Genomic DNA, 12,293 nt, shown 5'->3' on the forward strand with positions numbered 1-12,293 from the left:
CATGTGCGCAGGAGATCGACGTCGGTGCTTACCGTCGCCAACGTGTAGAGGGGCACTGATGCGCGCAAAACGCATAGTGCGGCTGCGCAAGTCTAATGGTATGGGCAAACGGCTGCTATTGAATCCGGGCATTTCAGCCATGCCGGAAAGAGCGGTGATGCGGCGTTCAATAGCGGCCAATCCAGCAGGCCCGCTTCGCGCGAAGCGGGCCTGCCAAAGGCGCTTAACCTTTGCGCTGCAGGGTGTGGTAACCGAGGTCCTCGCGGGCCTGCTTCAAGGTCTTGCCCTGGCTGATGGCGGCGCGGATATCGGCCTCCACGGCTTCGATCTGGCGGGCAAGCTGGGCGACATCACCGGCACGCCCGCGTGGCACCACCACTACGCCATTGGCGTCGGCCACGATGATATCCCGAGCGCAGACCCGCGCCTGACCGATGGACACCGGCTCGTTGACCGCGCCAACCTCGACCCGGTCCTTGCCGGTACGCATGAAACGGCCCTTGGTGAACAGCGGGTAGCCGTCACCCAGAGCCTTGCTGACATCGCGGCAGACGCCATCGATCACTGTCGCGGCGATCTTTCGCGAGCCGGCGTACTGGGTCATGATGTCGCCCCAGACGGTGCAATCGGTGCGGCCGTCATTGTCGATCACCACCACATCGCCTTCGCTCACCTCTTCGATGAAGTCACCCACGGTACCGGGAGGTACGCTAGCGGACACATAGCGGACGGTGAATGCAGGGCCGACCACGACTTGCTTGTAATCGGCCAGCGGCATCACGCCAAAACAGTGCCCTGGCAGGCCCAGCTTGTCCATGGCATCCGATACGCCGGGGGTATCGAGGCCCTCGAACAGCGCAACCAGTTCTTTGTCTTCGGTATTCATCAGCAGCTCCTTGGTACGGTGATCAAATAAAAGATTGTGCAGCGCAAGACCTCAGGACTCAGCCGTTCTGGGGACCGGCTCGATAATGGTCAGCAGCAACACGAAACTGACGAACGAACCGATCGCCAGGTAGGAGAAGACGTAGCTCCAGCCGTAGCTGTCGAGCAATAGACCGGTCAGGAATGGCGTGGCTGCGGCGCCCAACTGGCCAACCATGTTGACGATGGCATTGGCAATCGGGAAGGTCTGCTTGCTGGCCAGCGCCATTGGGTAAACCATATAGGACGAAAAGCCCAGGCTCAGCACCACACCCGTGGCCATCAGCAGCAGCCCATAGGCCAATGGGTCGGCAGGCGAGTTGATCAACAGGTACATCATCACCGAGGTACCCAGGGCCGACAGCAGCATCCCGGGCTTGCGCCGTCCGGCCAGCAAGCGGTCCGAGCAGTAGCCACCCAGCAGGTTGCCCAACACGGCGCCGACCCAAGGCGCTGCCGAGACCAGGCCCATGTTCATTACCGAGAAGCCCTTGACGGTCATCAGATAAGTCGGGATCCAGGCCAGCAGCACGCTGGACACGCCCAGCTGGAAGCAGTAGCTCAGCGCGCTGCCCCATATCTGCCAGGAGCCGAACACCTGGCGACGGGTTTCAAGCTGCGGTATTTCGCGTCGACGAATGAAGGCATCCAGCCGAGCAAAGCTGCGTACTTCAGGTCGCCCGGTATTGCTTGCCGCGGTTCCGGTGCCGCCGGTCCCTGCCGGCTCGCTGATGTAGTCCAACTCGGCCTGGTTAACGAAGCGGCTCCTGGAGGGGTGATCGGCAACCATGAAGTACCAGGCGATTGACAGCAGGATCCCGGGTACGGCAAAGAAGTAGAACACCCCCCCCCCACACCGAAATGATCACGGCGCACAGGGGCGGGACGATGACTGGGCCGAACTTCACGGCAGACAGAAAGATGCCCGAGGCGATGCCTTTTTCCCGGGGCGGGAACCAGTTGTTGATGGTGGTCGTCATGCTGATCGGTAACGGGCCCTCCGCCACCCCCAGGCCCAGGCGATAGAGTTTCAATGCCAACAGCGAGCCTGCCGTGCCGACCAGGCCGGTCAGCGCCGAGGTCATGATCATTGCGCCGGGCAGGATTCGGCTTACGCCGTATTTGCTGAACGCCAAACCGGCCGGGATCTGGGCCAGTGCGTAGGCCAGCAGGAATAGGCTCATGAGGCCGCCGGCCTGGGCGTTGCTCATCTCGAATTCCTGCCGGATGAACGGCAGCGCGACACCGAGATTGGCCCTGTCCGCCGCTGCGATGGTGTAGATGGAAAAAATCATCCCGGCAACGATCCAGCGGTAACTGCTGCGCCCTTTGGCATGGACTATTTCAGCGGTCAACATAATGTGCACACCCTTGTTGTTGTAATTCGCGGGTAATCTAGGCACGGTGATACAAGAAAAAAAGCGACAAAAACTCAACTCAAATCATCGCTTTTGGTGGACAGTCTGAATCCCACTCGCCCTAGACAGCAGCCCTGCGGAGGTAATAAACGTGATCACCCTGAAGCAGATCGAAGCCATTTACTGGATTGTCGAGCTGGGCAGTTTCGAGGCCGCCGCCACCAAACTGAACATGTCGCAGTCGGCGATTTCCAAACGAGTCCAGGAGTTGGAGGATGCCTTCGGCGTATCGATCTTCGATCGCTCCAAGCGCACTGCCCGGCTTACGCAAAAGGGTATCGAACTGCATGGCTGCGCGGTGGACATGCTGCGCCAGCGTGACGACTTGCTCGAACGCATCAGCTCGAAGGAAACCCTGATCAGGCGGTTTCGCCTTGGGGTGACGGAACTCACCGCGCTCACCTGGCTACCCTCGCTGGTCGAGCGCATACATCAGACCTACCCACGGGTCGACCTCGAGCCTTCCATCGAACTCAGCACCGACCTGTTGCGGCGGCTGGAAAACGATGAGATGGACCTCATCGTCGTGCCCGACATCTTTCACGATCCGCGCTTCATCAGCACGCCCTTGAAGGCCGTAGAGAACGCCTGGATGTGTGCACCCGCCTTGTATCCAGGCGACGGCGCCATCAGCCTGAATGCGCTGGCGAACTTCACCGTATTGACGCAGGGCGGCAGCTCAGGGACCGGCCTGACCTACGAGCGCTGGCTGGCAGAACACGACATTCGCCTTGGCAAGACCCTGACCAGCAACTACCTCGTGGCGCAGGTCGGCCTGACCATCTCAGGTGTGGGCATCAGCTACCTGCCGCTCGCCTGCATGGGCACGCTTATCACCCAGGAGCGCTTGAAGGTGATCCACACGCAGCAGCCATTGCCAGCCATCAACTACGTCTGCGTTCACAGGGCCGACCGCTACCAGGGGCTGACGGTCGAAGTGGCCCGTCTCGCCCAGCAAACCTGTAATTTCGACCAGCTAATCATCACTTGAGGCGATGATTTCTGATAAAAAAATATCGCTAAAAGCAAAGCCTGTTCTCTCCTAACATCGGCGCATACCCCTTGATCAGGAGATTGAACATGTTATTACCCGGGTCCCGCATCCTCGCTTCACCTGCTCTGGCCCCCGCGTCAGTCATCGAAGCTTTCGCTTCGGTGGTCACCCCGCACATCAGCGACAACCTCGGCCGCCACATTGGTGCCCGAGGCCTGACCCGCTACAACACAACGGGCAAACTGGTGGGTACCGCACTGACCATCAAGACCCGGCCCGGTGACAATCTCTATATCTACAAGGCCCTGACCTTGCTCGAGCCGGGTCACGTATTGGTGATCGACGCCCAGGGTGACACCAACAATGCGGTGATCGGCGAGCTCATCAAGCTCTACGCCGAACAACGCGGCTGTGTGGGGTTCATCGTCGACGGCGCGATTCGTGATGTGGATTCATTCCGTTCGAGCCCCTGTTACGCACGGGGTGTCGTGCATTGCGGCCCTTACAAGACTGGCCCAGGCGAAATCAACGTACCGGTGTCGGTTGGCGGCATGCTGGTGAACCCGGGTGACATCATCGTCGGTGACGAGGATGGCGTCGTGGCGTTCCCCCTCGCGGCAGCCGAGCAGGTGCTGGCTCAGGCCCATGCTCATCAAGCCCATGAAGAGCGGGTAAAGGCTGAAATCGCCACTGGAGCTGTGGATCAATCCTGGCTGGACAAGGTGCTGGAAAAGGCCGGGTTGGCGGATTGAAACCCGCTATCGATCAGCCCTCCCGTGGCGGACCGTCTGACCGCCACGGTCACTGCTTATTCCAGACTTGTCAGGAAGCTAAAGAGATTCGCTGCCTCTGAGGGTGATAGAGCGCGGGGATGGGTGCTGCATCGTCCGGATTACTCGACCACGATTGCCATGGCTATCAAAGATCACAGGGAAAAGTAACGGCTGCAATCAATCTGTCGGGCCCAGATGCCGTGATGGGTCCCGAGGGTACTACGGAGAAGTTCGTGGCGTTACAGCGGGAATGCAGCGGAAAGATCAGCGCCGAACTGGAATATGTCAAAGACTGATGACTGGATCGTGTGGCAGGACCGTGGAAACCCTGTGTCATAGGCAGCACGCACCAGACAGCCAATTCCATCCCACGACTTTACGCCATTTTTACTCGACATTTCCGGACAGCAGGCAATACTGCCGGCACTGTCCTAACGAGCTTACTCAATGCCGCTTCCAGCATTGCGTTTCATCGCCTTCATCATTGGTGTATTCCTGATTACTCTGGCCGTCAGCATGGTGATCCCGATGCTGACGCTGCTGTTGTATGACCGCAGCGACGACCTCGGCGCTTTCGCCTGGTCGAGCCTCATCATTCTGTGCGCCGGCCTGGTCATGGTAGCTCGCGGCATCCCGGACACACCGCAGTTGCGGGCCAGGGACATGTATTTCCTCACGACGGCAAGCTGGGTCATCGTGTGCGCATGTGCGGCCCTACCGATGGTGTTCATTCGGCACATCAGTTACACGGATGCGTTCTTCGAAACCATGTCGGGAATCACCACCACCGGCTCGACGGTGCTGACCGGCCTGGACAGTGCATCGCCGGGGCTGCTGATCTGGCGTTCTTTGCTGCACTGGCTGGGGGGCATCGGCTTTATCGGCATGGCCGTGGCGATCCTGCCACTGCTGCGCGTGGGCGGCATGCGCCTGTTCCAGACCGAGTCTTCGGACTGGTCCGACAAAGTGACGCCGCGTTCACATGTGGCAGCCAAGATGATCCTGCTGGTCTACCTGGCCCTGACAGCACTGGGGACAGGGGCGTTGTGGGCTGCCGGTATGACCCCGTTCGAAGCCATCAATCATTCGATGTCGCTGATTTCAACCGGCGGCTTCTCTACCTCGGATGCCTCGCTAGGTCATTGGGTGCAGCCTGCGGTGCATTGGGTGGCCGTGGTCATCATGATTCTCGGCAGCCTGCCCTTCACCCTGTATGTCGCCACGCTGCGTGGCCATCGACGCATCCTGCTCAAGGACCATCAAGTTCGTGGTTTCCTGGGTTTTCTAGTCTTCGTTTGGCTCACGGTCGGAACCTGGCTCTGCTGGCACAGCGACCTGCCCTGGTGGGATGCGTTTCGTATCACTGCGGTCAATGTGACCTCGGTGGTGACCACCACGGGCGTCGCCGTGGGTGATTACACGCTCTGGGGCAGCTTCGCCATCATGCTGTTCTTTTACCTGACGTTCGTCGGTGGCTGCTCGGGCTCTACTGCCGGCGGTTTGAAAATATTCCGTTTCCAGGTGGCCGCGGCCTTGCTAGTCAGCAGCCTGAAACAGTTGATCCATCCACGGGCAATGATCTCGAAGAAATACAATGGGCACCCCATCGATGAAGAGATCGTGCGCTCACTGTTGACGTTCTCGTTCTTCTTCTCAGTCACCATCGCGGTCATTGCCCTTGGCCTCTCTCTGCTAGGGCTCGACTGGACGACGGCGTTGAGCGGAGCCGCTACCGCCGTGTGCAACGTTGGACCAGGTCTGGGTACACTTATCGGTCCAGCAGGTAATTTCGCCTCGTTGCCGGACGCTGCGAAATGGTTGCTGACGGTCGGCATGCTGCTTGGACGGCTCGAAATCCTCACCGTGCTGGTACTCGTCTCGCCAGCTTTCTGGCGATTCTAGAGCAGACGTCATACAAACAATCAGCCATAAAATTGGGCAGAGGCTGCATATTCGTTCTAGGTTTACTGGCGCAGGAAGAACAACAACAAGCGGAGAACGACGCCATGAACCGAGCCCTTCGCCTGGCTTTGGCCAGCACCTTGTTTGCTGTCTGTGCTGCTGCCCAGGCCGCACCGACTTTCATCAACATCCTCACAGGCGGCACCAGCGGTGTCTATTACCCGATAGGTGTAGGCATCTCACAGCTCTACAGCCATGGCATCGAGGGCAGCAAGACCTCCGTGCAAGCCACCAAGGCGTCGGTCGAGAACCTCAACCTGCTACAAGCCGGTCGAGGGGAGTTGGCATTCGCGCTTGGGGACTCGGTGGCGGATGCCTGGAAGGGCGACGCAGAGGCTGGATTCAAAACGCCCTTGAAGAAACTCCGGGCCATCGCCGGCACCTACCCCAACTACATCCAGATCGTCGCCAGCAAGGAGTCGGGGATCACATCCCTGGCGGACCTCAAGGGCAAGCGCGTCTCGGTTGGAGCGCCCAAGTCCGGCACAGAGCTGAATGCACGCGCCATCTTCAAAGCCGCAGGGCTTACCTACCAAGACATGGGGAAAGTCGAGTACCTGCCCTATGCGGAGTCCGTCGAACTGATCAAAAACCGTCAACTTGACGCCACGCTCCAGTCCTCAGGGCTCGGTCAAGCGGCTATCCGTGATTTGGCCGCTACCTTGCCAGTCGTGTTCGTGCCTGTCCCGGCTGACGTCGTGACCAAGATCGGCAACAACGCCTACCAGCCCGCCACCATTCCTGCCAACACCTATGATGGCCAGAGTGCAGACGTATCGACTGCCGCGATCACCAACATCCTCGTGACCCGCGCCGATATCAGCGATGACCTGGCCTATCAGATGACCAAGCTGATCTTCGAGAATCTTCCACGCCTGGTCACAGCCCACGCTGCAGCGAAAGATATCCAGACCGAGAATGCGGCCAAGAACCTGCCCATTCCGTTACATCCTGGAGCAGAAAGGTACTTCAAGGAGAAAAACCTGCTCCCCTGATGACATCCTCAAGCCATGGAGCAGCGCATGAGTGATACCCAACAAGGTCTTCACGCCAGCACCGATCGTTGGCCTGCCACGCTTTTTGCCGTGGCGCTGGCCTTTTCGGTGTTCCAGATCGCCACAGCGGCCTTCCCCCTGATTTCCACCCAAGTACTGCGTGCAGTACACCTGGGGTTCCTGTTGCTGGTGGTGTACCTGAGCTATTCGTTCGTGGGTCACCGTCGGCCGTGGCAACCTCTCGGTTGGCTGCTGGGGCTTGCGGGAATGGCGACTGCCGCCTACCAGTGGCACTTCGAAGGCGACCTGATTCAACGCTCCGGTGAGCTGACGAGCAGTGACCTGGCCGCGGGCCTGTTGCTGACTGGTTTGGTCTTTGAGGCAGCGCGGCGAGTCATGGGCATAGCGTTGCCCATCATTTGCGCCCTGTTTCTGGCCTACGGGTTGCTCGGTCAATACTTGCCAGGAGAACTTGCGCATCGAGGCTACGGCCTCGATCAGATCGTCAATCAGTTGGCCTTTGGCACCGAGGGGCTGTATGGCACACCCACCTACGTCTCAGCCACTTACATTTACCTGTTCATTTTGTTCGGTGCCTTCCTTGAACAAGCGGGCATGATTCGTCTGTTTACCGATTTCGCCATGGGGCTGTTCGGCCATAGAAGCGGGGGGCCGGCCAAGGTATCGGTGTTTTCCTCAGCACTGATGGGGACCATTACCGGCTCAGGCGTGGCCAACGTCGTCACCACCGGGCAATTCACCATTCCGCTGATGAAGCGCTTCGGCTACAAAGCTGCATTCGCCGGTGGCGTCGAGGCGACCTCAAGCATGGGCAGCCAGCTGATGCCACCGGTGATGGGCGCGGTAGCGTTCATCATGGCCGAGACGATCAACGTGCCTTATGCCGAGGTAGCGAAAGCCGCACTCATCCCGGCATTGCTGTACTTTGGCTCGGTCTACTGGATGGTTCACCTGGAGGCTCGGCGCAGCCACCTGCATGGTTTGCCTCGTGAGCAATGCCCGAGTGCCTGGGACGCGTTGCGACAACGTTGGTTTCTGCTGGTACCGCTGATGGTCCTGGTCGCGCTGTTGTTTTCCGGACGAACGCCTTTGTTTTCAGGAATGGTCGGCCTGGCCCTGACCGCGATCGTCATCCTTGGCTCGGCCATCATCCTGCGCGCCCACCAGACATGGTTGCGAGCGGCCTTCTGGGTTGCGCTGGGGATACTGTGCTCTGGTTTTTTCCGCATGGGGATCGGCGTGATCCTACTGGTCATTGCCTGTTTGGCCATTGCGTGCTGCTTCGTCCAAGGCGGTCGCGCCACCCTGCGCGCATGCGTCATGGCCCTTGCGGAAGGCGCCCGTCATGCGGTGCCGGTGGGTATTGCCTGTGCGCTGGTCGGCGTCATTATCGGCATCATTTCGCTGACCGGCCTGGCCACCACGTTTGCCGGATACATTCTTGACCTGGGGCGAGACAACCTGTTCCTCTCGCTGGTATTGACCATGCTCACCTGCCTGGTGCTGGGTATGGGTATCCCGACCATCCCCAACTACATCATCACCAGTTCCATTGCCGCCCCCGCACTGTTGGAACTTGGGGTACCGCTGATCGTCTCGCACATGTTCGTGTTCTATTTCGGCATCCTGGCCGACCTGACACCGCCAGTGGCTTTGGCGTGCTTTGCCGCCGCCCCGATTGCCAAGGAAAAGGGGCTGTTGATCAGCTTCTGGGCAGTGCGCATTGCCTTGGCCGGCTTCGTGGTGCCCTTCATGGCGGTGTATGACCCGGCGTTGATGATGCAAGGCGAAAGCCTGGGCGCCACGCTGTACATGGTGATCAAAGCCGTGTTCGCGATAGTCCTTTGGGGATGTGCGTCGATTGGGCATTTGCGGGCACCCATGCCCGGGTGGGAGCGTCTATTGGCGTTCGCTGCTGGTGTGTCGTTGATACTCGCCGCGCCCATCAGTGATGAGGCCGGTTTTGCGTTGGGTACGGCAGTGCTGGGTTGGCACTACTGGCGAAGTCGGCCAGCCTCTGGGCAGCCCGCATGACCAGCCTTTGTCTTGGGCTGGCCGGCGTGGTCTGGGCCAGCCTGCCACTACAGGATTTTACTCTGGCCTGGCAGCACAGTATCGAAAAGGTCCGCTGGGAAGAGGATTACCACGTGACCCAGGCTGGCCTGTTGCTGGTAGAGGCCCGCGTCAAAGGCAGCGGAGCCGGCATGGAAATTCCGGACGACGCTCAACTGCGCGACGGAACTTGGCATTATCATCGCGACTTACCACCGCTGCAGCCTTTGCACGCTGGGCGGACGCCCGAGGCTGGCGACTACCAAGTCTGCACGACAGATTGGTGCCAGCCGCTGTCCTATTGGTTAGGACCGCCGAGCGAACGCATTGCTGCCGTAGACTTCTGGTCCTGTGAAAGTCCGCCCTTGGACAGCAGGCGAACCGCCCTGCCCTGACTGCGCCAGACCAGGACCGAATCCATTTCAGCACACCACGTGCAAGTAATGCAGGTGGCGCTCGTACTGATCCAGGATGTTATCCACTACCAGCGCACCGGAGTCCGCCGACGTCACAAAAAACACCACAACCATCAGCATCGCGATCAACGAAACGACGCTGGAGAACGGGAAGTGCTATCGGCTTCGGTGATCGCGGCCGCGCTTGGCTTGGCCTGGGGTGTGTGGAGCAAGCTGAAGCTCAAGCAGCCTGCACGTGAAAAAGGCTACTCTGGCAGTACGCCAAAGCGTCGGACTGTTCCCTCGGCGAAGGAGACCTTAATGATAGCTCGGTGGCATTGGTTGGCTACGAGGATTGCCAAACGCCTCTGGTTCAGAGCGACACTCTTCTCGCTACTGGGGGTGGTGACAGCGCTTCTGGCCGTGGTATTCAAGGATGCGGTGCCGGCCACTTTGCCTGCGCGCATCGGCGCGGACGCAGTTGACAAGATACTGGGCATCATCGCGTCAAGCATGCTTGCTGTGACAACGTTCTCGCTGAGCACCATGGTGTCGGCCTATAGTGCCGCCAGCAGTGGGGTAACCCCACGTGCCACTTCGCTGGTCATGGAGGACGCGACGACCCAGAACGCGCTGGCCACTTTTATCGGGTCGTTTCTGTTCAGTCTCGTCGGTATCATTGCACTGAGCACTGGCGCCTACGGTACCCAAGGTCGCGTGCTGCTTTTCACCGTTACGATTGCAGTCGTGATCCTGATCATTTACACGTTGCTGCGCTGGATTGATCATCTTTCCAAACTAGGGCGCGTGGGCGAAACGATCGATCGTGTCGAAAGGGCAGTAATCAAAGCCATCCAGCAGCGTGTCGAGCATCCCCACCTGGGCGGCGCGGCCTACCCTGACAGCTTCGTACTACCTGAATCTACACATGCCTTGAGAAGCAGTGAAACGGGGTATGTACAGCACATCGATGTTCTCTCTCTGGGCAAGATTGCAACCGACGCCAAGGTCCGTATTTATGTTGAAGTCCTGCCAGGGGCCTTCGTTCATGAGGGAATGGTGTTGGCAAGAGTCCTGGCTTTGAACGGTGAGCCGGCCGATGTCGATGATGCACTGGACCTCGAGATTATCGCAGCCTTGACCATCGGGCTCAGAAGAACCTTCGAACACGACCCGCGTTTCGGGCTTTCAGTGCTGTCGGAGATCGCCTCGCGGGCGCTGTCTCCGGCAGTGAACGATCCAGGTACGGCGATCGACATCATTGGCCGTGGCATTCGATCCCTCACGTGTTGGGGCAGACTGCAGGCTGTCACACAGAGCCAGGCTAGCGAATGCGCGCAGGTACATGTTCGCACCCTGAGGGTAGATGATTTGTTCGATGATTTCTTTGCACCGATCAGCAGGGACGGCGCCGCGCTGCAAGAAGTGAACGTGCGCTTGATCAAAGCGCTTACCTGCTTGGCGCAGATTAACCCCCGTGTTTTTCAATCCTCAAGCAGCCGGCATGCCAAGCGATTGCTTGAACACGCGGACAGTGGACTTTTGATTCAACAGGACAAGGACGCTCTCCGCGCTCTTGCTGTCGAACTAATAGGGGTGCACTGAGTCAGGGTAAACCCAATTCTCTGAGTCGTCGAATCTCACCAAAGATCACAGCGATAATGCTGGTAGGCGGCGACCCGTACCGAAATGGGCGACTTAGCCGAATGACTGGTTGACCCGTTAGGTACGTTAACCCATGTGCTCGCGGTGTTCGGCGCTGCGAAACCGCACTGCGCTTATTTGTTCGCCAATCACCGAGCCAATCGGAGCGGATGACACGATTCCCAGCCACTTGCCGCGCGAGCGCGATGTCGTCGAGCGTGCAGCCTGGTCGGTGCCAGGCGTGAGCTAGCATTGACCCTGCGACCCCGTCCCGAGTAACGATGATGCTCACTGTCACACTGATCAATATGTTGATCGTTATCCTGGTGGTGGTCATCCACTACGAATGCCTGCTGCGCTTGAACGACTGGCTACCACGCCTGAGGCTGTGGAACCGGTTCCGTATCGTCGCGGGGGTGTTGGGCGCGTTGCTGGCCCATGCCGTGGAAGTCTGGTGCTTCGCCCTGGCTTATTACCTGATGGCCCATGCCGAGGGCTGGGGGACGCTCAGCGGAAATTTCGACGGGAGCTTTCTGGACTGCGTGTATTTTTCCTTCACCACCTACACCACCATAGGCTTCGGCGACATCGTCCCCACCGGCCACCTCAAATACCTCACCGGCCTGCAGGCGCTGACGGGCCTGGTGCTGATCACCTGGACCGCCTCGTTCCTTTTTCTGGAAATGCAGAAGTACTGGAAAACCAAATGAAGAAGGAGCCCGATGAAGCCATGCTCGACCAGTTGATGACGGTCGACCAGAACCGGCAGGCAGCCTATCACCCTGGGTGGATTCCTGGCCGCCGCGCGAGCCCTACATGAGGAGGTGATCGACGATGGCGTCTGCGATGAGATAGCCAGACCGCGATTGCCATGGCTATCAGAGATCACAGGGGAAAAGTAACGGCTGCAATCAATCTGTCGGGCCCAGATGCCGTGATGGATCCCGAGGGTACTACGGAGAAGTTCGTGGCGTTACTGCACCGAGCCACTTCACGCATGTCGCACGCCGTGCCGACGGTGTTCGCCCAGAGCATGATGGGAACCGTGCAAACCGCCTAACCTACCGCCCTGTCAAAGGCGTAGCCCTTCAAGACTAACCACCCTATCCCCCTGG

Annotated in this window: 10 protein-coding genes and 3 pseudogenes; 10 read left to right on the forward strand and 3 right to left on the reverse strand. The window is 59.2% G+C overall.

Features of this window, described 5'->3' with window-relative positions; all coding sequences use genetic code 11:
* Nucleotides 1-223: 223 nt before the first annotated feature.
* Nucleotides 224-886 carry an RraA family protein gene (locus AC5O5I_RS16085; RefSeq protein ID WP_172224676.1) on the reverse strand — a complete coding sequence of 221 codons (663 nt, stop codon included), beginning with the start codon at nt 884-886 and terminating at the stop codon, nt 224-226.
* Between the two features lie 51 nt (nt 887-937).
* A pseudogene (locus AC5O5I_RS16090) lies at nt 938-2,282 on the reverse strand (MFS transporter).
* Between the two features lie 151 nt (nt 2,283-2,433).
* Here AC5O5I_RS16090 and AC5O5I_RS16095 point away from each other — a divergent pair.
* The 7 genes and pseudogenes from AC5O5I_RS16095 to AC5O5I_RS16125 all read left to right on the forward strand — a co-directional run bounded on the left by AC5O5I_RS16095 (nt 2,434) and on the right by AC5O5I_RS16125 (nt 9,534).
* Nucleotides 2,434-3,333, forward strand: coding sequence for a LysR family transcriptional regulator (locus tag AC5O5I_RS16095; RefSeq protein WP_172286207.1), 900 nt, complete (start codon nt 2,434-2,436; stop codon nt 3,331-3,333).
* An 89-nt stretch (nt 3,334-3,422) separates the two neighbouring features.
* Nucleotides 3,423-4,088 carry an RraA family protein gene (locus tag AC5O5I_RS16100; RefSeq protein ID WP_172224667.1) on the forward strand — a complete coding sequence of 222 codons (666 nt, stop codon included), beginning with the start codon at nt 3,423-3,425 and terminating at the stop codon, nt 4,086-4,088.
* Between the two features lie 99 nt (nt 4,089-4,187).
* A pseudogene (locus tag AC5O5I_RS16105) lies at nt 4,188-4,405 on the forward strand (IclR family transcriptional regulator domain-containing protein); the annotation flags it as partial.
* A gap of 151 nt (nt 4,406-4,556) precedes the next feature.
* Nucleotides 4,557-6,011, forward strand: a complete 1,455-nt coding sequence (locus AC5O5I_RS16110) for a TrkH family potassium uptake protein (protein WP_172224664.1) — start codon at nt 4,557-4,559, stop codon at nt 6,009-6,011.
* Between the two features lie 104 nt (nt 6,012-6,115).
* The gene (locus AC5O5I_RS16115) at nt 6,116-7,066 is read left to right on the forward strand and encodes a TAXI family TRAP transporter solute-binding subunit (RefSeq protein WP_172224661.1); all 951 of its coding nucleotides are present in this window, start codon (nt 6,116-6,118) and stop codon (nt 7,064-7,066) included.
* A 27-nt stretch (nt 7,067-7,093) separates the two neighbouring features.
* On the forward strand, nt 7,094-9,121 hold the full coding sequence (locus AC5O5I_RS16120) for a TRAP transporter permease (protein WP_172224658.1): 2,028 nt from the start codon (nt 7,094-7,096) through the stop codon (nt 9,119-9,121).
* Complete coding sequence (locus AC5O5I_RS16125; protein WP_172286205.1) at nt 9,118-9,534, forward strand: DUF1850 domain-containing protein; 417 nt, start codon at nt 9,118-9,120, stop codon at nt 9,532-9,534. Before AC5O5I_RS16120 ends, AC5O5I_RS16125 begins: the two co-directional genes overlap by 4 nt.
* Before the next feature lie 81 nt (nt 9,535-9,615).
* Here the strand turns inward: AC5O5I_RS16125 and AC5O5I_RS16130 are convergent.
* Nucleotides 9,616-9,711: pseudogene (locus AC5O5I_RS16130) on the reverse strand (BCCT family transporter); the annotation flags it as partial.
* Between the two features lie 144 nt (nt 9,712-9,855).
* On the opposite strand from AC5O5I_RS16130, the gene AC5O5I_RS16135 reads away from it, so the two are divergent.
* The 3 genes from AC5O5I_RS16135 to AC5O5I_RS16145 all read left to right on the forward strand — a co-directional run bounded on the left by AC5O5I_RS16135 (nt 9,856) and on the right by AC5O5I_RS16145 (nt 12,238).
* The gene (locus AC5O5I_RS16135) at nt 9,856-11,139 is read left to right on the forward strand and encodes a DUF2254 domain-containing protein (protein ID WP_172224685.1); all 1,284 of its coding nucleotides are present in this window, start codon (nt 9,856-9,858) and stop codon (nt 11,137-11,139) included.
* A gap of 323 nt (nt 11,140-11,462) precedes the next feature.
* Nucleotides 11,463-11,888 (forward strand): potassium channel family protein, encoded by a 426-nt coding sequence (locus AC5O5I_RS16140; RefSeq protein WP_172224652.1) that lies wholly within the window; start codon nt 11,463-11,465, stop codon nt 11,886-11,888.
* A gap of 161 nt (nt 11,889-12,049) precedes the next feature.
* The gene (locus AC5O5I_RS16145; protein ID WP_218584495.1) at nt 12,050-12,238 is read left to right on the forward strand and encodes an IclR family transcriptional regulator C-terminal domain-containing protein; all 189 of its coding nucleotides are present in this window, start codon (nt 12,050-12,052) and stop codon (nt 12,236-12,238) included.
* The last annotated feature ends 55 nt before the right edge of the window (nt 12,239-12,293 follow it).

It is taken from the genome of Pseudomonas sp. 9_2_1, from assembly GCF_059295275.1.

Excerpts from the sequence above, each read along its gene's own strand:
- AC5O5I_RS16085 (WP_172224676.1), bottom strand. The coding sequence starts at position 886 with ATGAATACCGAAGACAAAGAACTGGTTGCGCTGTTCGAGGGCCTCGAT.
- AC5O5I_RS16100 (WP_172224667.1), top strand. The coding sequence starts at position 3,423 with ATGTTATTACCCGGGTCCCGCATCCTCGCTTCACCTGCTCTGGCCCCC.
- AC5O5I_RS16110 (WP_172224664.1), top strand. The coding sequence starts at position 4,557 with ATGCCGCTTCCAGCATTGCGTTTCATCGCCTTCATCATTGGTGTATTC.
- AC5O5I_RS16115 (WP_172224661.1), top strand. The coding sequence starts at position 6,116 with ATGAACCGAGCCCTTCGCCTGGCTTTGGCCAGCACCTTGTTTGCTGTC.
- AC5O5I_RS16120 (WP_172224658.1), top strand. The coding sequence starts at position 7,094 with ATGAGTGATACCCAACAAGGTCTTCACGCCAGCACCGATCGTTGGCCT.
- AC5O5I_RS16125 (WP_172286205.1), top strand. The coding sequence starts at position 9,118 with ATGACCAGCCTTTGTCTTGGGCTGGCCGGCGTGGTCTGGGCCAGCCTG.
- AC5O5I_RS16135 (WP_172224685.1), top strand. The coding sequence starts at position 9,856 with ATGATAGCTCGGTGGCATTGGTTGGCTACGAGGATTGCCAAACGCCTC.
- AC5O5I_RS16140 (WP_172224652.1), top strand. The coding sequence starts at position 11,463 with ATGCTCACTGTCACACTGATCAATATGTTGATCGTTATCCTGGTGGTG.
- AC5O5I_RS16145 (WP_218584495.1), top strand. The coding sequence starts at position 12,050 with ATGGCTATCAGAGATCACAGGGGAAAAGTAACGGCTGCAATCAATCTG.